18 protein-coding genes and 1 other RNA gene are annotated in these 20,169 nt (G+C 59.9%); 2 read left to right on the forward strand and 17 right to left on the reverse strand.

Translation table 11 applies throughout. The annotated features are described in order from the left end of the window. Positions 1-238: 238 nt before the first annotated feature. An RNA gene (gene ffs, locus PH586_RS05140) (signal recognition particle sRNA small type) lies at positions 239-335 on the reverse strand. A gap of 552 nt (positions 336-887) precedes the next feature. Here ffs and PH586_RS05145 point away from each other — a divergent pair. Then, on the forward strand, positions 888-1,166 hold the full coding sequence (locus tag PH586_RS05145; RefSeq protein WP_172146023.1) for an HU family DNA-binding protein: 279 nt from the start codon (positions 888-890) through the stop codon (positions 1,164-1,166). A 227-nt stretch (positions 1,167-1,393) separates the two neighbouring features. Here the strand turns inward: PH586_RS05145 and PH586_RS05150 are convergent, their stop codons facing one another. The 14 genes from PH586_RS05150 to PH586_RS05215 form a co-directional block, all read right to left on the reverse strand. Further along, positions 1,394-2,419, reverse strand: a complete 1,026-nt coding sequence (locus PH586_RS05150) for a tetratricopeptide repeat protein (protein ID WP_271346704.1) — start codon at positions 2,417-2,419, stop codon at positions 1,394-1,396. A gap of 1 nt (position 2,420) precedes the next feature. Continuing rightward, positions 2,421-3,389 carry a type II secretion system F family protein gene (locus tag PH586_RS05155; protein WP_271346705.1) on the reverse strand — a complete coding sequence of 323 codons (969 nt, stop codon included), beginning with the start codon at positions 3,387-3,389 and terminating at the stop codon, positions 2,421-2,423. Positions 3,390-3,413: 24 nt separating this feature from the next. After that, positions 3,414-4,400, reverse strand: a complete 987-nt coding sequence (locus PH586_RS05160; protein ID WP_271346706.1) for a type II secretion system F family protein — start codon at positions 4,398-4,400, stop codon at positions 3,414-3,416. Beyond that, positions 4,397-5,833, reverse strand: a complete 1,437-nt coding sequence (locus PH586_RS05165; protein ID WP_271346707.1) for a CpaF family protein — start codon at positions 5,831-5,833, stop codon at positions 4,397-4,399. The genes PH586_RS05160 and PH586_RS05165 overlap by 4 nt, the downstream gene beginning before the upstream one ends. Positions 5,834-5,837: 4 nt before the next feature. Beyond that, on the reverse strand, positions 5,838-7,061 hold the full coding sequence (locus PH586_RS05170; RefSeq protein WP_271346708.1) for an AAA family ATPase: 1,224 nt from the start codon (positions 7,059-7,061) through the stop codon (positions 5,838-5,840). Further along, entirely contained in the window at positions 7,055-7,570 is a 516-nt protein-coding gene (locus tag PH586_RS05175; RefSeq protein WP_271346709.1) for a TadE/TadG family type IV pilus assembly protein, read from the reverse strand. The genes PH586_RS05170 and PH586_RS05175 overlap by 7 nt, the downstream gene beginning before the upstream one ends. Further along, positions 7,570-8,055, reverse strand: coding sequence for a TadE/TadG family type IV pilus assembly protein (locus PH586_RS05180; RefSeq protein ID WP_271346710.1), 486 nt, complete (start codon positions 8,053-8,055; stop codon positions 7,570-7,572). Before PH586_RS05180 ends, PH586_RS05175 begins: the two co-directional genes overlap by 1 nt. A 66-nt stretch (positions 8,056-8,121) precedes the next feature. Next, positions 8,122-9,477, reverse strand: coding sequence for a TadE/TadG family type IV pilus assembly protein (locus tag PH586_RS05185; RefSeq protein WP_271346711.1), 1,356 nt, complete (start codon positions 9,475-9,477; stop codon positions 8,122-8,124). A gap of 11 nt (positions 9,478-9,488) precedes the next feature. Next, complete coding sequence (locus PH586_RS05190; protein ID WP_271346712.1) at positions 9,489-9,761, reverse strand: hypothetical protein; 273 nt, start codon at positions 9,759-9,761, stop codon at positions 9,489-9,491. A 106-nt stretch (positions 9,762-9,867) separates the two neighbouring features. Then, positions 9,868-11,283, reverse strand: a complete 1,416-nt coding sequence (locus tag PH586_RS05195) for a type II and III secretion system protein family protein (protein ID WP_271346713.1) — start codon at positions 11,281-11,283, stop codon at positions 9,868-9,870. Positions 11,284-11,550: 267 nt separating this feature from the next. After that, on the reverse strand, positions 11,551-12,366 hold the full coding sequence (gene cpaB / locus PH586_RS05200) for a Flp pilus assembly protein CpaB (protein WP_271346714.1): 816 nt from the start codon (positions 12,364-12,366) through the stop codon (positions 11,551-11,553). Positions 12,367-12,398: 32 nt separating this feature from the next. Further along, positions 12,399-13,730: an AAA family ATPase gene (locus PH586_RS05205; RefSeq protein WP_271346715.1), complete on the reverse strand. Its 1,332-nt coding sequence runs from the start codon at positions 13,728-13,730 to the stop codon at positions 12,399-12,401. 2 nt (positions 13,731-13,732) lie between these two features. Continuing rightward, positions 13,733-14,257, reverse strand: coding sequence for an A24 family peptidase (locus PH586_RS05210; protein WP_271346716.1), 525 nt, complete (start codon positions 14,255-14,257; stop codon positions 13,733-13,735). A gap of 34 nt (positions 14,258-14,291) precedes the next feature. After that, on the reverse strand, positions 14,292-14,477 hold the full coding sequence (locus PH586_RS05215; RefSeq protein WP_271346717.1) for a Flp family type IVb pilin: 186 nt from the start codon (positions 14,475-14,477) through the stop codon (positions 14,292-14,294). 778 nt (positions 14,478-15,255) lie between these two features. On the opposite strand from PH586_RS05215, the gene PH586_RS05220 reads away from it, so the two are divergent. Then, on the forward strand, positions 15,256-16,167 hold the full coding sequence (locus tag PH586_RS05220) for a response regulator transcription factor (RefSeq protein ID WP_271346718.1): 912 nt from the start codon (positions 15,256-15,258) through the stop codon (positions 16,165-16,167). 223 nt (positions 16,168-16,390) lie between these two features. On the opposite strand, the gene ligA is transcribed toward PH586_RS05220, so the two are convergent. After that, positions 16,391-18,769 (reverse strand): NAD-dependent DNA ligase LigA, encoded by a 2,379-nt coding sequence (ligA, locus tag PH586_RS05225; protein WP_271346720.1) that lies wholly within the window; start codon positions 18,767-18,769, stop codon positions 16,391-16,393. Between the two features lie 399 nt (positions 18,770-19,168). Continuing rightward, a complete protein-coding gene (gene zipA, locus PH586_RS05230; protein ID WP_271346721.1) occupies positions 19,169-19,996 on the reverse strand; it encodes a cell division protein ZipA in 828 nt (275 codons plus the stop codon). Positions 19,997-20,169 lie beyond the last annotated feature (173 nt).

The following is a 20,169-nucleotide window of genomic DNA, read 5'->3' on the forward strand; positions in this document are numbered from 1 at the left end:
TCGCCGCCTCATAGGTCAAGCTATGCCAAGAGAAAGGCGAGATGGGTTCAAACCGCGCAGCAATTAGCCAAACGCCGAAATGAGACAGCCGATAGATTACGCCGGTTCTGGACGCTCAAAAATGTCACACCTGCCAGCTTGGTACGGCTGGAGCTGAATTTTCATCGAGCCGCCAAAGGCGTTGGATAAGCAGATAAGGCGTAACAGACAACCCGAACGGGTTTAGAGATGGAGGCGACCCCACCAGCCACACCCCGGCACACAATGTCACCGCTGCGGCTGCTCCCTTCCAGGCCTGACCGGGTTCACGGTTGATCGTTGCGGGGGGACCGGCAGGGCCACCATAACGCTACTCGCCTTGCAGCGAGCGGGGCCATTGTACCGGCTTGTCTAGAAGTTACAACAGCTTCAAACACTTAGCCCTATTTTTGCAGTATTGCCCAGCCAAGGTTCAAGTCCAGAAACATCCAAGCAGCGGCGCCAGACCACTAGCGATTTCCGCATCAGCTGAATGCCATTGTTCAAAGTGCTCAGCAGGGCCTATCTGCAAGCCGTCATAGGCCTGAGTGCTTCGCACAGCCAACTAGCAGAGCACCTGAGCGCAGCCCAATGCACCCCGTAAAAACAATGCACAACAGTTAATTTTGGCGATGAGTTCAGTCTTGTAGTAATGCTTCGCGCAGGTGGGTCAAGGCCTCCATTCTCCGCTCGAAATACGTCGTTGCATGATAAAACGGCACATGCGCGGAGTTTCCGCCATGGTCGCCAGTCAGAAACAGCTACGGTGTTTGCAGAATCTGCCCGGAATCAATGTCGACGAGACAAAATCGCAGTACTCTGCGCAAGGCATTTTCAGCGTCACCCTCTCATCCCAAGGAGCAACAACAATGGCCATGACCAAAGACCAACTGATCAGCGATATCGCCGAAGCCATCGACACGCCGAAGGCCACCGTGCGCGCGGCGCTTGAGCATCTCAGCGAAATCGTTAGCGATGCCCTGGAAAACGGCAGCGAAATCACCCTGCCCGGCATCGGCAAGTTGAAAATCAGCGATCGCCCTGCCCGCACCGGACGCAACCCGCAAACCGGCAAGGCAATCGAAATCGCAGCGAAGAAAGTAGTCAAGTACGTCCCGGCCAAAGCCCTGACCGACGCGATCAACTAACCAACACCAGAAGCAAGCTTGAAATCGGCTTCCGCTGCGCAGCCAGACCAATAGCCGACAGCGGAAACCTTACCTGAGCGGACCCGCCAGGCTTTGCAGCCATGCACAGTTGGCTCCTACAGAATAATGCCATCACCGCGAGCGGTGATGGCATTCAATGGCGGACTGTTCGCTACGCTCCGAACGGATCGCCGCCCGGACCGCCCTACGCGCCGCCGCTACGCTACTTACTGCACCGCCGGCGCGCTTGGGGGGATAGCGGCTACCGAGTTGGGGTTGCCGCCCATTTGGCGGATGCGTCTGACTTGCTGAACCCGCTTGAGGTTTTCCCAGGCCATGTCGTAATGCGCAGGCGATTGTTCGATCGCACTGCGAAAGAACTGCTCGGCGTCATCCAGCTTGCCTTCCAGCAGGCAGACATAACCAACATCGTTACTGGCCTGGGCACGATTACTGATCTGCTCGAATGCGGATAGTGCTTCCTCGTACCGCCCCATCCGCGCCAGCAGCAACCCATAATTGCGCCATAGCGGCTTGTAGCTGGCGTCGTAGCTGATACCGCGCTGATAGGTTCGCTCGGCGTCTGGCCACTGACCGGCCATGTAGTAGGAATAGCCCAGACTGTTCTGCACCAGCACGGAACGCGGTTCGATCAGCATGGCCAGGCGGTAATAAGCTTCGGACAACGGGAAATCGTTGTTCAAGTCGGCGAGTACGCCAAGGGCGTTGTAGACCTTCAGCGGCGACTTGCTATCCACCTTGAGTGCAGCCACGTCGTGCGGGCTGCCCTTGTCGCTGCCCAAGCGCCGTTGGTCCAACTCCACCGCCTTGAACAGCAGATCCTGCGCACCCTTGTGATCTCGCTGGGCCAAACGCAGCATGCCCATCTCCGCCAGGGCGTCGAGGTTATCCGGTTGGTTCGTCAGTACCTCGCCGAAGGCCATCTCGGCGAGCTGAGTATTACCCCGCTCGCGGTGGATACGCCCGACCCCGACCAAGGCCTCGTAGCGTTTCGGCTCCAGCTCGATGGCGCGCAGATACTGATACAGCGACTGATCCAGGTCGCCGGCCTGGTAGGCCATCTCAGCCATCTGCATGGCCTGATCGGCCGAACTGGCCTGTTTGCGTACCTGATACAACAACGAATTGTCGCCACTATATACCGAGCGGGTATTTAGCTCTGGCTCCGGCCCCATGGTCTGACATCCTGACAACACGGCCGTCATGGCCAACAGCAGACTGATCCTTTTCATTTCATACCTTCCCGAAGACTTTGAGTACCCCAATAAGTGCGGGACCGATGGCCACCAGAAAAAAGCTCGGCCATAGACAGAAGATTAGTGGGAATACCAGCTTGGTGCCGATTTTCGCCGCCTGCTCCTCGGCGGCCTGGGTACGCCGGTCGCGGAACTCCTCGGCATAGATACGCAGGGTGTCAGCCACGCTGGTGCCGAAGCGAATGCTCTGCGCCAGCAAACTGACCAGGCCGCGAATGTCTTCCAGCCCGGTACGTGCGGCCAGGTGCTTGAGCGCCTCGGTGCTGGGGATGCCGGCACGGATCTCCGCGTTGACAAGGGCCAACTCCAGCGCCAACTCCGGCTGACTGACCGACATCTCGTCGGCCACCCGCTCAATCGCCTGGGGCAAAGCCAGCCCCGACTCGACGCATACCACCATCAGGTCCAGGGCATCGGGAAAGGCTACCAGCAGCCGCCGCATGCGCGCCTGCTTGCGCTTGTCGACATAGATGGCCGGCACCAGCCAACCGACAGCGGCAGCCGCAAGTACCAGCAGAATGCCCACAGCCAGCGACAACTTGGGGATCAGCGGCATTGCCAGCAGGCTAAGCCCCACCAGTACCAATGGTAAAAGCAGCCGCACCGCCCAGTAGATCTGCACCGCCGCTGGTGAACGATAACCGGCATGGGTCAGCAGGGTCCGGGTGACCGACTCCTGCCCCTCCTCGCCGCTATTGAAGCGCTGTCCCACCTGCTCCAGCATCAATTGCAGATTGCTCGGTGGCTCTCGGCCGACAGCAGTACCATCGTGCCCGCGCTTGATCAGAATTAGGCGCCGCTGCACCGGGTCACGCAAACCGAGTACCAGCACGGCCAGGGTGACCACGGCCAATACCGCACTCAGGCCAACTGCGCCGACGAACAGTAACCGCGCCAGCTCCTCGTTACCCACAACGCGATTGAGCAAACTCAGCAGATAGTCCATGACATATACCTCCTCTGCTTGTGCTTAAAACTGAATACGGATGATTTTACGAATCCAGAAAATTCCCAGCAGCATGGCGACGAAGGCCCCGATGACCATCTTCTGACCAATAGGCTCCTTGAGCAGCAGGGGCAAATAGGTTGGGCTTGAGAGCACTATGGCCGCAGCCAACACAAAGGGTACAGCGACCAATATCCAGCCGGACATGCGCCCCTCAGCCGACAAGGTCTTGACCTTGCGTTGAAAGCGAAAGCGGCCACGTATCAAGCTGCTCAAACGCTCCAACACCTCTGTCAGGTTGCCGCCGGTGTCGCGGTGGATCAGCACCGAGGTCACCAACATCATCACTGTCATGCTCGGCATGCGTTCCAGCAGGCCGAGCATGGCCCGGCGCACGTCATTGCCATAGTTGATATCGGCAAAGGTCAAGCCGAACTCGTGGGCCACCGCACCCTTGTGTTCCTCGGCCACCAGTTGCAGGGTCTCGTTGAACGGGTGGCCGGCGCGCAGTGCGCGGCACATCGCATCCAGGGCGTCCGGCAAGTCTTCCTCGAACTGGGCGAAGCGCTTGCTGCGATCACTAGCGACCTTGAGCACCGGCAACCAGCACACTGCCAAGGCTACTGGCAACGCCAGCCACCAGACCTGGGTGAATATCCACAGTGCTATACCGGTCACCACACCGAGAATCAGCCCCAACAACAGCACCCGATAAGCGCGGTAGTCATGTCCAGATTGCTCGATCATCTGCGACAAGGCCTCCATGCCCGGCAATTGCTCGAGCCGGGCCTCCAGCGGCGTCAGACGCTTGAGGTACTTCTGTCGTAGCACCGTCTGCATGTTCGGCAGATTGCTGGCACGCTCGAGTACATGCAAGCGACTACGAATGCGCTTGCGCACCTTGCCCGCCTCGCCAAACACCGGCACCACCAGTCCCTGACTGAGCAAAAATACCGCGGTGAAGACCATGCCGAGGAACGCCAGGATAAATTCACTGGGGATCTGGTTCATGATTGCCCCTCCATCCATTCCGGCCGGAACATCTCAAGTGGCAGCTCGATGCCGCGCTTACCCATAACGTCACGGAACGCCGGCACCATGCCGGTTGGCCGGTAGTCGCCAAGCACCTCGCCGTGCTCACCCATACCGCGGCGAACGAACGAGAAAATCTCAGTCATGGTAATGATTTCACCCTCCATGCCATTGATCTCCTGCACGCTGATCAGGCGCCGTTTGCCGTCTTCCTGACGCTCGAGCTGGATCACCACATCGATGGCCGAAGCGATCTGCTGGCGCATCGCCTTGATCGGAAAGGTCGCGCCGGTCATCGATACCATGTTTTCGATTCGGCCCAGGGCATCGCGCGCGGTATTAGCGTGAATGGTGGTCAGCGAGCCGTCGTGGCCGGTATTCATTGCCGTGAGCATGTCCAACGCCTCGGCGCCGCGCACCTCACCGATGACGATGCGATCCGGGCGCATGCGCAAGCTGTTACGCACCAGCTCACGCTGGCCCACCTCGCCACGCCCCTCGATGTTTGATGGCCGGGTTTCCAGGCGCACCACATGCGGTTGTTGCAGTTGCAGTTCGGCCGAGTCCTCAATAGTGACGATGCGCTCGTTATGTGGAATGAAGCTAGACAGCACATTGAGCATGGTGGTCTTGCCGCTGCCGGTACCACCGGAGATCAACACATTCAGGCGTCCACGCACGATTGCCTTGAGCATCAGGGCGATGGCCGGGGTCAGGGTGCCCATCTGCACCAGGCTTTCGGTATTGAGCAAGTCCACGGCGAAGCGGCGAATCGACACACTCGGTCCGTCGATGGCCAGCGGCGGAATGATCGCATTGACCCGCGAACCATCCTTGAGGCGTGCGTCGACCAGCGGCGAAGACTCATCGATGCGCCGTCCCAGGCTGGAAACGATACGGTCGATGATATTCATCAGGTGCTGATCGTCGCGAAAACGCACATCAGTTCGCTGCAGCTTGCCGAAGCGCTCGACATAGACCGAGTCATGTCCGTTAACCAGGATGTCGGACACACTGCTGTCGGCCAGCAACGGTTCCAACGGTCCCAGACCGAGTACCTCGTCGGTGATCTGCTTGATGATCAACTGGCGGCTGGTCGAGCTTACTGGTGCGTTATGGTCATCCAGCAGGCGCTGGCATATCTCGCGAATCTGTCGCACCGCATCGGCCTGCTCCAGCGAGTCGAGCAGCGACAGGTCCATGACCTTGAGCAACTGCTGGTAGATCTTCTCCCGCCACTCGGTCTCCACCGGGCTGAGATGGCTCTTGGTTTCGTAGAGCTCGGCTGGGGTGATGTGCTCCCAGGCCATCATTGCCTTGTCAGGCTCGCCCTGCGTTTTGCTCTCGACAGGTGGCATTGCCACGGCCTTGACCGGCTGCTGACGCAAGCGATTACGAAATTCACTGAGCATAAATTCACTCCCCGAATAAACGGCTGAAAGCGCGTTTGAACACGCCCTGTTCGACGCCAGCCTGCTTACCAAGCAACTCCTTGCTTAGCTCCTGCAGCGCCAGGGTGATCGGTGCGCGCGGCGCATGCAGATCGAGAGGTACGCCGGTGTTCTGGCTCTGACTGACTACAGCGAAATCGTTGGGTACCTTTTGCAACTCACTGCAGCGCAAGGCCGTGGCGATATCGCGCAAGGTGATGGGGTCAGACTTGTTGTAGCGGTTGACCACTACCTGCAGATTCTCACCGCGCACGCCCAGCTCATCACGCAGGATTCGCGCCAGACGACTGGCATCCTTGAGGTGGCTGAGGCTCTGCTGTACCACGATATACACGCGGTCAGCCTGCTCCAGGGTGATGCCGGTGAGGTGATCGATCTGCCGCGGCAGGTCTACCACCACCCAGTCGTAGCTGCTGCGCGCCAACTCCAGCAAGGCCTCAAGCTGTTCGATATGCACATCCTGCGGCAGGCACAACTCGTGCTCGCGCCCGCCCAGCACGTGCAAGGTCGGACTGAAGTGGCTGCAGAACCCGCGCAGCGCCACAGCGTCCATCTCGCCAATCTGTTGCAGCACCTCTACATGGCTGTGGTTGGGCTGCACGTCCAGATAATGAGCGACGCTGCCGAATTGCAGATCCAGATCCAGCAGCAGAACGCGGCTACCCTTGGCACTGAGTTGGTGGGCCAGGTTGCAGGCCAGCAGGGTCGCGCCGGAGCCACCCTTGGCATTCATCACCGCCACCAGCTTGCCGGTCTCACCGCTGCTGGAATGAGTCTCGGCGACCATACGCCCCAGCGCCGCCAAAAGCTCCTCGGCGGCCACCGGCTCCGGCAAGAAGTCGCGGGCGCCGGCCTGCATTGCCATCCTTATACCTTCGCGCTCCTCGAGCGGGCCACACACCAGCAACGGCGGGCGGTCCTGGATCGGGTGCTGCAACAGCGCGGCCAATTCCTCGCGCCATAAGTGGCTGACCCGTAGCAAGAGGAAATCCGGTTTGTGTTCCAACCCGTACAGCGGGTCGGTATGCCCGTTACTGACCAGGCGGGTATTGACCTGCATGCCAGGAATACGCCGACAGATACTATTGAGATGCTTCAAGGCATCTGCATCGCGGCTGCTAATCAGCAGGTCAAAGCCCTGCTTGCCAGGCGAGTTGGATGGCGCGGGGGCTTCTCTGAGCTTTAACATGGCGTGATCTCCGGTACTACACCCGCCTCGGCATGCCTGCCGAGACTTTCGCGGGGAATGGTCGACCTGAATGCCGGCAGGGTGAACACCCCGCCAAACCCAGGAATCAGTAACTCGAAGGGGAATCCTTCCACCCGCAGCTGCACATAGCGGATGGCTCGGAAGCCAGTGGCGCTGACGAGGTCGTCAGGATTGGCCACGGTAGCTCCGGCCTCGTTCAGGTAGACCAAGTTCAAGTCGGCGGTTTCCAGGCCACCGATCAGGTCGCTCGCACTATCATCATCCTCAGCGTCGAAGATCGCCCGGCGCAGTATTTTTTCCACTTCTACCGGATCGCTGGGATCGCACACCGCCGCCAGCCGCGCGCCACGCCGTACCACCTCGTCCAGAGTATTGACCGTGAAATACAAACGCCCCATCTCCACCACACCGAACAGCAGGGCGAACAACAGCAGACCGATAATGGCGAACTCCACCACATAAACCCCACGCATGCGCTGCCTGTTCATCACAACCCCCTCATCACGGTGGTGGCAACCAGCGGGATATTCAGAGGGATGGCGTCGCCGATCAGCGCCGGCAGGCCTGTGCCGATTACCGGGCGAAACGTGAAGTTAATGCTCACCTGCACATGCTCAGCACCCACTGGGGCAACTTGGACATTTGAGGTTTCCAGGCCAGTAACCACGGCACAACCCGGCACATCAACATTGCAGCCCGGATTGTTTGGCACCCCATAGACCGCGAGATTCTGCGCTTGCGTCTGTACATTGCTGGTCAAGACGACTTGGCCGAGAGTATTGTTCCAGGCCTTGCCAGCGACAAAGCGCCCTGCATCGCGGCTGGCCTGCAGCAGGCTGTTGTACTGGTAGAGCATGCGGCCTAACTCGGCAATGCCCAGTAGCAGCAGAAGCAGCAGCGGTAGGGCGATGGCGAACTCGACCATGGCGACGCCCTGCTGCGCCCGGCCCGACTTAAGTGAATGGCTACGCATGAAACACCTCCCAGTAGCTGGCCATACTGCTAGGCCAAATAGCTCGAATGTCATCCAGCTACACGGCTATGAATCGGGGCTCGGTGTCGAAACACCACTGAAGTAGCTCTTGTACAACTGGATGATATTTGGACCAGTGTCATCCGCTGGCGTCGGCCCGGCATAACCACTGCCTTCGCACTCCTGCATGAACTGACCGAAGACCTCCTTCGCGCCACTCTGCTCGACCTTCTGTAACAGGTAGAAGCAGCCGAATCCCAGCACTGGAACTGAGGTGGCCCCTCCCCCCGCCACTGCAGCGCAGTTGCCGATTACGATATTGAGGACTCGGCGCTCGGCGACTCCCGAGCAAGACCCGGGGCTTTCGGCGCAGCCCATATAGGCATTCTTCCAATCATTGACATCTGTCAATGGGTTACCGCCGGCCGACAGGTCACCGTTGGTAGAAACGACCTGGGCCCCATCCTGCTTTGCCACACCACCGTCCATTGCGACTAAAGGCTGGCTGTAATTGGTGTACCAGTCTGGAGGGCAGCTCGACGGATCGACGGGACCGTTGTACAGACCCAACCGCGTATTCAGGCCCTGGGCCACTGGCCCCCAGGTAATACCTGGCTCGGTATTCACCGATCCAGATTCATCGATGCACTGCTCGGTTCCGGCGCAAAACGCCTGGCGGATATCTGCACCGCCGCTGCTATCGCCCAACCGCAGCAACTGACAGTTGCCCGCGCTTGGACTGCCGGGCGTACCGCAGGTCAGCGTTTGCAGGTCGCCATACCTATACCCCCAGAAATTGCCATTCTCCGGGTCGTATTGCGCCGGGTCGCCGCAAACCACAATAGGATCTATCTTGCAAGTAGAAGCCGTTGGACTCGGCCCCGCAGTAGCGATGGCCGCCACCGCCTTGTCAGGCAACTCGGGATTGCCGCCAAGCCACTCCGGCAGCGACTGTGCGGCGCCCCAGAAGAACCCGGTCAGCGGGTAGTCCGGCACCTTCACCCGCACATAGCTTGCCTCTCCCGGGCCGGCGAAGGGGTAGGAGAAAGGTCCATACACGCTGCTCGACAGCTCCACCATGGCGAAGTCGCCGACCCCGCCCGCAGCCGTGATGGCCGTCGCCAGCTCACCGTTGCCCGTGTCGGGGTCAGCGTTAAGCGTCAGCGTGGCCAGCGCCGCATCCCGCGTTAGCGTGGAGGCACTGCCGCTGCCCGCCACCAGTTGCAAAGTCTTGGCACCGCTGAGGGCCGCGGCATCCACGGCATTCTGCAGGCGCGTCTTGTTCAGCAACATATGACTGCCGTCCAGCGCCAAGGCGCCCATTAACAGCATAGAAGCAAGGGCAATCACGACCAGCACCATCACCGCCCCGCGCTGGTGGGCTGGCGTCGCGGTGAACGGCCTTTGCATACGGGGTTTCATAGCCGTACCCCTCAATTACCGATGTTGATCTGGATCGGCTGGGCGACCTGGGCCGCACTGCCGGTAACGCCGCGGTAGCCGTCCATGACTTTTTCGGTCACCGGACCGTCGGTGCCGGTGGGTGATACTTCAGTACCCGGGTTGGCGGCCAACTGCTTGTCGGCGATCTGCTGATAGTGGGTCTCGTACACGCTGTAACCCAATGGCCCGACCCGAGCTTCGTCGTAAGTCATGCAACCGCTTGGCCCCAGCAACAGCAGCGTCAAAACGATCGTACGTTTCATGGTGGTTGCCTCCACTGGTTGATCCTGTGCGACTCGCTGCGGCGAGCCACCTTCTCATCGAACAACAGACCGCCCGGCCTACGCGACGCGGCTACAACATCTGCAACTAATTGAGATCATGCCCAAAACTACCCTCGCTAACCCCGAGGCTAACCGGCACATGGCGCCCCTCACCACGCCCCTTGGTCTTGCCGAGCAGGTAGAAATCCACATCGCTGGGCGCGACGATTTTCTCGGTAGGCAAACGCACGCTTCTGGCATCTATTGGCTTGGCCAAGTGCGGCGTCACCAGGATTACCAACTCAGTTTCGCCGTTGACGAACTCCTGGCTACGGAACAGATGGCCGAGCACCGGTATATCGCCCAACCCTGGGAAGCGGCTAACGAAGTCACGGGTGTTTTCGCTGATCAAGCCGGCGATGGCGATGGTCTGGCCATTGCCCAACTCGACGGTGGACTGGGCGCTGCGCTTGGTCAACGCCGGTACCAGCAAGGCGGCCCCAACTTGATCGCCGGTATTCACCACCAGGCTATTTGTTGCGACAAGCTCGCTGACCGATACATTCAGGTTGAGGTTGATCCGCCCCGAGTCGAGCACCACCGGGAGGAATTTCACCCCGACGCCAAACTCCTTGAATTCGATGGTGATGCCATCCTCGTCTCTGACCGGGATGGGAAATTCGCCGCCGGAAATAAATTCCGCCTGCTGCCCAGAAAGGGTGGTCAAGGTCGGTTCCGCCAATACCTTGGCCGAGCCGTTGTCCTTGGATGCATCCAGTGCCACGTTGAAGAGGAAGTTGTCCGAGATGAACCGGGCGAACATACCGGTGCCAGTGCCCAACAGGGCAGTATCAGCCAGAATCGCGCCACCCTGCGTCAGGCCATTATTAGCACCACCGCCGCTCCAGCGGCTGGAAGAGCCGAAGTCCAAAGCGTTGAAGCGCACATTGAGACTCTTGACTAGGCTGCGCTGCATCTCCGCCACCTTGACCTCGAGCATCACCTGCTGACTACCGCCAACGGTGAGCAGGTTGATCACCTCCAACGATTGGGTCGGCGCTGCTACTGCGGCCTCGCCCTCACCCTGGACAATGCTGGCGGTTTGCGCGGTATAGGTCTTGGCTAGCTTGACCGCACTATCCATCGCCGCCGCACTGCTCACCTGGCCACGCAGCACCAGGGCACCCTGGGCGCTATAGACCGAGATCTGTTCATTGGGTAACAGCTCATGCAGCTTGCTCTTCAGCCCGCCGAGGTCATGCACAACCTCGATGTCGAGGCTGTCGATCAGCCGGTTGCGGCTGTCCCACAACAATACATTGGTGCTGCCCAGGGCACGCCCGAGCAGGTACAACTGGGTCGAGCTGGTGACCAAGATATCGGCGATTTCCGGGTTACCCACCGAGACCTTCTTCACCGGAGCGCGGGTGGTCAATACCCGCGACTTGTAGATCGGCACCTGAATGTTGCTGACGTTGGCCGCCGGCATAGCACTGACCGCCGGTTCGGCTGCCTGCAGCATGGTGCTCGATAGCAGCCCTGCCCCACCGCCAGTGAAGAAGAGAACGTACAACGTGAATGCCCCGATTCTCCGGATGATATCCATGCCCTACTCCTTGCGTGGTTTTGCGCTTTACCTGCTTATCAGGAGCACCGGACTTGCCGATGCGATTACCTTTGCCTCTGTCTCATCCCTGGGAATGGGGAATCCGACTCTTCACTGCCACCTGCCGTTGCCTCTGCTCTGCATCGTTGTGCAACGCATCGCTTCGCTCGGCCTCATCCCTGCTTAGAGCTGAACCTTTGTCGCCTGCACATCGATACCGCGAATAATGGTGACGCCAGCACTGCTGCCACTGCTGCTGCGGCGGACCACTCGCTTGGGTGCTTGAAGTACTGGCGCTGGCGCTGCCATGGCCACCGCTTCCTCTACCGGCGGCAGTGGTTTCTTCTGGTTATCCAGTGGGTTGCGCAAGGCCAGTTGCAGCTTGCCTTCGGTTTGCGCCTTGACCAGGATCTCGGTCTCTTCCGGGGTCATCTCCAGGGTCACCGCGCGCACCACCACCGGCTGGGTCTTGTCAGTACTGGCTGTCTGGTCTACGGCCAGTACACGCAGATCCTCAAGGATGGTTTCTGCCTCGGCGTTGTTGTTATTGCCGACCTTCTTGGTGGCCAGTACATCGACCCGGTTGCCCGGCAGCAAGAAGCCGCCAACACCGACCACATCGTCAACCCGCACCGAGATGGCGCGTTTGTCCTTATCGATCAGCGAGGCCAGGGTGCTGCCGCCGAGGTGCTCGGCCAGGCGCGCGCCACGCACGATGTCGCCGCGCAGCATGGCGAAGGTGGCAATCTGACCGACCACCTTGTCGGTAGCATCGAAGGCATCGTCCGGCACCGTAGCTTGGGGCATGCGCACCAGAGTAACGTGCTGGGCTTCCACCATCTGACCAAAGGGAATCTCCAACGTGGCCACCACCACATTTTTCATGTTGTCGTCAGGCGCTGCGTTGAGCCGTGCACTCAGCCAGTTGTTGGCCATAAAGGCCGCGCCCAGGCCGAGGATGAGTGAAAGAGCGATCAATACAAGCGTGCGTGAGTTCATGACGGTGTCTCCTTGATTCGACTGGCGTCGTACTATTTGCTACTGGCGTCGAGGCTGACGAAGTAGTTGCGCCAGGCCCAGGTCAGCGTCTTGGGTGTTAGAGCCTGCGCGTCATCCACGCCCTGATAGCGCTGGCGGTCCAGCGCCATGCCCAGCAGGTCGCGTGGATGGCACGGCAGTAGCGGCCGAGCCTCTAAGCGATGCAGTTGCTCGATGGCAAAGGCCACCAGCTCGGGGTCGTAGGGGATGCCCAGCTTTGCGCACTCCTGCTGCCAGATGCGTTGGTACTCATCTGCTTGCAGGTGGTCGAAATGCAGCTTGTAGCCAATACGCCGGAGGAAGGCCTCGTCGGCCAGTTCCAGCGGATTGAGGTTAGTGGAGAACACCAGCACCAGGTCGAAGGGGATCTCGCAGTGGCGGCCACCGCCCAGGTTGAGGTAGTCCTTCTTCTCCTCCATCGGCACGATCCAGCGGTTGAACAGGTCAACCGGCGCCACCCGTTGGCGACCGAGGTCGTCGATGATGAAAATGCCGTTGCTCGCTTTGAGCTGCAGCGGCGCCTGGTACAGGCGGGTGTAAGGGTCGAAGCGGATATCCAGCATATCCAGGGTCAGTTCACCGCCGGTGATGATGATCGGCCGCTGGCACTGCAGCAGACGGCGATCGATGCCCTGGTCAATACGCAAGCTGCGCTGCTTGACCTCGACCGGCAGTGGCTTGTGCACTTGAGGGTCGAAGATCTCAACCACCGCCTCGCCGATAGCGATGGCGCGGGGTATCCAGATAGCCTGTTGAAAAAGACGAATCAGCCGTTGGCTGATATACGTCTTGCCGGTACCGGCCGGCCCGTAAATCATGATCGCCCGCCCCGAGTTCATCGCCGGGCCAAGCTGATCAAGCAATTCGTCCTGCAGCACCACGCCGGCGAAAGCCTCGCGCATGGCCTGGGCGTCGATCCGGCTGCTGTGCACCGTTTGTGCCGCCAGCAGTTGCCGATAACGCTCCACTGGGTATGGCGCTGGGCCAATATAGCCGCTACGCACCAAGGCATCCTTGGCCGCGCTTCTGCCGCGTTCGGTCAGGCCATAACGCAGGCCCGGCCCTCCTGCCTGGCCAAGCACCTCGATGCGGCCATCCTTGCGCTGGTAGCCGAGCACTTCCTCCAATACCGAACCGGTCAGCGCCAGGCGCTCCACGAGTTGCGCCATATCCAGCACCCCGGCGTCGTGCAGATGCTTGCAGATCAGATCGCCAATAAAATTGTCCGCCAGACCAGTTTCCGCCACGCTGCGTGGCTGCGGCGCCAGGCGTTGCATCGGATCGAGACCTTGCTGGTCACTGTCTATAGGGCTTAGCGCATGCATGGCTAGACTCCCGCACTGGTGAACATGAAATAACCGCTGGCCAGGGTGCCCAGCAAGATCGCTATCGAATAGGGGAAGGGCTTGCCGGCTACCTCATCAGCCGCTGGTGCCAGGTAGGCCCGCGCCCGCAGCATCAGCCAGTAACGCCCTAGGGTTTGCTGTGCCTGACCGCGTATCAGCACCAGCAGCAAGCCGCACAGGCCACCGGCAATCAGGCTGAAAAAAGCTGTCCATAAGGCGTAATGCGGGGGCAGGAAACTGCCAACCATGGCCATCAGCTTGACGTCGCCAGCGGCCATACCGCCCAAGGCATATAGGGGCAGGAATACCCCGAAGCCGATCAACATGCCCAATACTCCATCGCCCAAACCACTGAACCCGACCGCATAAGCCTGGCCGGCTAGCCCCAGAGCGAGGCCGAGCACAATCAGGAAGTTGGGGATGCGGTGGCTGCGTAGGTCGCTCGCCACCGCAACACCCAGCAGCCCTAGTAGCAAAATGACGGGGATCACCTGCTCCATGGACATCGCTGCATACCTCTAGATAGCATTAAAAAATGCCCTAACGTGAATTAACAGCACCCGTCAGGTCATTGATGTTGGTTTCGACTGCAGTACCCAACGCTTGAAAAGCTCCTACTACGAAAAGAGTGATCAGCCCCCCCGCCACCGCATATTCCACGATGGTCAGGCCGTCCTCGTCCTTAACGAACTTCATCACCGAAGACTTGATTGCTTGAAAAGTCATGTTGTTCACCTCACTCGAGTGATCATTCAGAGAAGGCGTCGCCGTGTACTCCCTGACATGTACTCCTTGTGAATGCTCCGCCTGCTTCAACCCTAGTTACCCGCCAATGGATCGGTTAGGAGGTTTTTGCACATCACTGGTAATTTTTTGCAGGCGTTCACTCCGGCGCTAATCTCGCGCCCTGCACTTGACGATAATGTACGGGCGAGGTCGAAGCCGGCCGACAGAGCGATGCGAGACGTAGCAAGTCCACCCAGGTATGGCCCCAGGATCAGTCGTTGCAAATTGATCGTTCGTGCGCGCGGTAGATATGCGGGCAGCAGAGGGCTAACGGTCAAGAAATGCCAACCCTAGAACTCTGAAGGGGCAGAGGGACGCTTAGTCCTCGCTGGCTCCCACTAAAACTTGCGCACCATCACTTTGCTGTGGAGTCACGGCTGGACTGCCGGCTCACCATTGGGTTCATGTTTTAGTTACGCGGCGCACTGCCGCTCGTCTGGATGTACTGATCCAGCCGTCGTCGCGGACGAGGTGTTCACCTACCGTAACAAGCAAAAGTACTGCTCGTATGCATCATGCAACCGCCCATGAATTTAGCTGAAGACTCACAGCTATTAATGATTTATCGAATAAAAACGAACACTTAGGACACACTCTGCCGCCTCACTAGCGTTACCGAACAGGTGTATTTAAAACACTTCGCTCTAACACTTATGAAGATTCGATCTTTGCATGGAGGCCTGTCTAACACTTAAGTGTTAACTGGACGATGCACTTGATGCTGCATGTAACACATAAGGAATTTTTGCCAACGAACTGCTACATGGCGCATATGAATACACATGCTCTCACCGCCCCACGGCTGCTGTGGTTCGATCTGACGCACGATGAATCGGCTCCCGACTGCATGGCTGCTTTCGCCAGCATGTGCCAAATCAGTTTGGCGCGGGACCTGAGTGTTGCAGGGATAAACACACAGCAACGCCCGGACATGATCTGCATGCATTACGATCGACCGGACACCATGAGTCTCAACCTGCTGATCGAGGTCAAGCGGGCAGTGCCCTCTATCCCGATCACCATGCTGACCATGCACCATTCCGAGGAGCTAGCGGTCTGGGCTTTTCGATCTGGAGTCTGGGATTATCTGGCACTACCGCTGGTGCAAGCAGAGCGCAATCGCTACCTCAGTGCGTTGCGAGAGCTTTGCAGCCTAAGGCGCAACGCTGAAATGCCGATACAGAAAAAACTGCTGACGCGCAGCAATGACTTGCCAGAAAGCGTGCGGCTCACCGCCGATCATCAGAAGCAACGCCCCCTGCAAGATGCCATCCAATACATCGAGCTGCACTTCAAGGAACACATTGAACAAAAGGAACTGGCCAAGCGTTGCGGCATGACGCCTTTTCGCTTTAGCCGACTGTTCAAACAGACCTATGGGGTTGGCTTTCTCGAATTCATCCAGAGCAAGCGCATGGAAAAGGCCGAGGAGCTACTGAACAACAGCGAGATGCCGATCACCAGCATCGCCTACGCCGTGGGGTTTCAGGATCCTTCCTATTTCGCACGGACCTTCAAGCAGCATTTCGGCTGCTGCCCCAGTGACTTCCGGAGTATCGAGCCAAGCCCTGAGCCGGCTAACGTGCCCTTGCGATTACCGAGCAGCTCTCGCACTGAAGAAATGTGTTGAACTGCTGAAGCGCCTGCCCCGCTCGGTCAGCCCGCGAATGTCACTGAGCTACAAGAGCTACGCAAGCCTTGCATAGGATCAAAGCCTGCGGCGTACGGCTTCACGAGTACGCCCTACGCGACGGTCATGGCGGTGCCGCGGCGAGCTGAATCAGCGCAGGGCCGTCCGCCGCGGCAGTCGCTCAGGAGTTAGGCGAACAATCCGCCCGTGTGTCACTTGGCCTTCACACTGCCACGCCGTAATCCACCATCAGCGCGACAAACTCCGCTTCATCAATCACCCGCACGCCCAGCTCGCTGGCCTTGGCCAGCTTCGAACCGGCGCCCGGCCCGGCGACTACGCAGCTAGTCTTAGCCGATACCGAACCGGCCACCTTGGCGCCCAGGCTTTCCAGTTTGTCCTTGGCCAGGTCACGGCTCATGACTTCCAGGCTGCCGGTCAGCACCCAGGTCTGGCCAGCCAGGGGCAAGCCCTCGATGGCTTTCTTCTCGCTCTGCCAATGCATGCCGAACTCGCGCAACTGGGCCTCAATGGCCCGTGCGTGTTCGACATTGGCTGGCTTGGCGAAAAACTCGCGCAACGCCTGCTTGCCCTTCTCGTTGAGACCCTTCATCACGCTCAGTTCCAGCCAGTCCTGGCTGAGCTCGATCACCCGATCGAGGCTGCCGGCCTTGTCCGCCAGGTTCTTCGCACCGGTGACGGCGATGCCAGCGATATTCAATTTATCGAGCAAGCCCGCCAGCGTCGCGCAGCCGGCGAACTCCGGGTGTACCTCGCCCTCCTCCTGCAACTCGAAGCCGCGCTCGAGCAACTGGGCGATCACCTTGCGGTTGTGCGCGTCGCGGAAAAAGCTGTGGATTTCATAGGCGACCTCCAGGCCGACATCGGGCAGGTAGGTCAGCACTTCCGGCAGCGCCTGTTCAATGCGCCGCAGCGAAGCCAGCGCGCGGGCCAGCACCTTGGCGGTTTCCTCGCCTACATCGGGGATGCCCAGGGCATAGATGAAGCGCGCCAAGCTCGGCTTGCGGCTGGCGGCGATGGCTGCCAGCAGGTTGTTGCTCGAGAGCTCGGCAAACCCCTCCAGGCCGACGATCTGCTCGAACTTCAGGGTGTAGAGATCGGCCGGCGAACTCACCAGGCCTTCGTCGACCAGTTGCTCGACGCTCTTCTCGCCCAGGCCTTCGATGTCCATGGCGCGACGCGAGACGAAATGGATGATTGCCTGCTTGAGCTGGGCGGCACAGGCCAGGCGGCCGACGCAGCGGTAGATCGAGCCTGCGCTGAACGACTCCTTGCCCTTGCTGCGCTTGACCAGCTGGGTGCGCTCGACGTGAGAACCACATACCGGGCAGCACTCGGGGATCTGCACCGCTCGCGCATCGGCCGGGCGCCGCTCGGTCACCACCTGCACGACCTGTGGAATCACGTCGCCGGCGCGGCGAATGATCACCGTATCGCCGATCATCAGCCCCAGTCGTGCCACTTCGTCCATGTTGTGCAGGGTCGCATTGGAGACCGTGACGCCGGCCACCTTGACCGGCTTCAAGCGCGCCACCGGGGTGACAGCGCCGGTACGGCCGACCTGGAATTCGACATCCAGCAGCTCGGTCAGCTCCTCCAGGGCCGGGAACTTGTGGGCGATGGCCCAACGTGGCTCTCGCGCACGAAAACCGAGTTCGCGCTGATAGGCCAGGCTGTTGACCTTGAACACCACGCCGTCGATTTCATAAGGCAGGGCGTCACGCTTCTCGCCGATGGCGCGGTAATAGGCCAGGCACTCCTGCACCCCCTTTGCCAGCTTCAGCTCGTGGCTGATCGGCAGGCCCCAGCCCTTGAGCGCTTCGAGGATGCCGATGTGGGTGTCCGGCAACTCGCCCTGGACCTGACCAATGCCGTAGCTGCACAACTGCAATGGACGGCTGGCAGTGATCTTCGGGTCGAGTTGGCGCAGGCTGCCCGCCGCGGCGTTGCGCGGGTTGGCGAAAGGCTTGCCGCCGTTTTCCAGTTGCCTGGCATTCAACGCCTCGAAGCCGGCCCGGGAGATGAACACTTCGCCGCGCACTTCCAGCACCGGCGGCCAGCCGCTGCCCTGCAGCTTGAGCGGAATATTGCGGATGGTGCGCACATTGACGCTGATGTCCTCGCCGGTACTGCCGTCGCCACGGGTGGCGCCGCGTACCAGCAGGCCATCGCGATACAGCAGGCTGACCGCCAGGCCATCGAGCTTGGGCTCGCAACTGTATTCCACCTCGGCGCCACCACCGAACAGGTCGCCGGACGGCAGGTCCAGGCCCTCACGCACGCGGCGGTCGAAGTCCAGCAGGTCGGCCTCCTCGAAGGCGTTGCCGAGGCTGAGCATGGGCACTTCATGCTTGACCTCGCCGAAGGCGCTCAAGGCGCTACCGCCGACGCGCTGGGTCGGCGAGTCCGCTGTTACCAGCTGCGGATGCTCGGCCTCCAGCGCTTTGAGCTCATTGAACAGGCGGTCGTACTCGGCGTCTGGCACGCTCGGTTCGTCGAGTACGTAATAGCGATAGTTGTGTGCATCGAGCTGGCTACGCAGCTGGGCAATGCGCTCGGCGGCGGTTTGGGTGACGGACATAATTCACAAGCCGTAGCTGCAGGCGTGAAGCTGGAAGCGGTTGCCGGGTGTTCCCGGCCCTGGCATCCAGTTCAGCCTTTGGTTGATATTCAGGCGCAAGATTCTAGCCGTTTGCCGGCGGACTTGCCTTGGCTATGTGGCCGCGCAGCTTCTGCCGCTGAACGTGGCTGCTCAGCGCGCGCCAAATGGCCAAAAGCATCGCGCCGGGGCGGCCCTCCTACAAAGGACAGCAGATACCCGCAAAACCTGAGGAGGGCCGCGCCCGTTCCCGACGGGCTAGCGGCATTTCCCACATTCATGCGGGGCACGCGACCTCGCGGCGATAGCGGAGGTCAGAAACAACAAAGCCTCAAACCAAGCGCGCGGCTTGTAGTTCGAGGCTTATCGTTTGCAGCGGGTTCAGCGCTTGCTGGTCAACTGCTTGCGCTCATATTCGACGATACGCTGGCGGTAATGCTCGATGGTTTGCGCGGTCATCACGCTGCGCTGGTCGTCCTTGAGGTCGCCGTTGAGTTCGTGAGCCAGTTTGCGCGCGGCAGCGACCATCACATCGAACGCCTGCTTGGGATGGCGCGGCCCCGGCAGACCGAGGAAAAAACTCACTGCGCGGGTGTTGAAGCCTTCTATATCGTCGAGGTCGAAAGTGCCCGGTTTGAGCGCGTTGGCCATGGAGAACAGCACTTCGCCGTTACCGGCCATGCTTTCGTGACGATGGAAAATATCCATCTCGCCAAAACGCAGGCCACTTTCCAGAATATTCTGCAGTAACGCCGGGCCCTTGAAGCCGTAGTCGTCGCGGGCAACCACATTGATCACCAGCACTTCTTCGACCGGCGGCAGCTCTTTGCCAGCTTTGTGCGCCTTGTCCTTGCGCGACTCGCTCGTGCCCTCATCCACCGGATTGAGCAGCGTCGGCACTGGCTCGTCCAGCCCCAGATTGAGGTCACCCTGATGTGGCTCACCACCGCGGCGACGGTTCAGCTCGCGGGCGCTCATCGAGGGCAGGTCGTGTTCGTCCAGCAACGGCTCCTGGTCGCGGTCGATGACCCGTGGCGGGCTGAGCAAACCCGGGTCGCCATCGGTTTCCGGCAGATCGGCAAAACTGCGGTCGAGTTTGAATTTCAATTTACCCTTGCCACCGCGCATGCGCCGCCAACCATCGAACAAGATGCCGGCTATCACAATAATGCCGATGACTATCAGCCATTCGCGCAGACCGAATTCCATGAAATACCTTGACCCTTGACTGAAAATTTAATGAAAAAAGGCATCCTGCCCCTGCTATGTCAGCTGTAAACCGTGGCGCCAACTCCATGTTCTGACGGGCGTTTCCCACGTGTAACAAAAGTGGACGATAAGCTAGCACGACGAAAGGTAACTTTACACAGCCAACCGGCCGT

It is taken from the genome of Pseudomonas aestuarii, assembly GCF_027988105.1.
GTDB lineage: Bacteria > Pseudomonadota > Gammaproteobacteria > Pseudomonadales > Pseudomonadaceae > Aquipseudomonas > Aquipseudomonas aestuarii.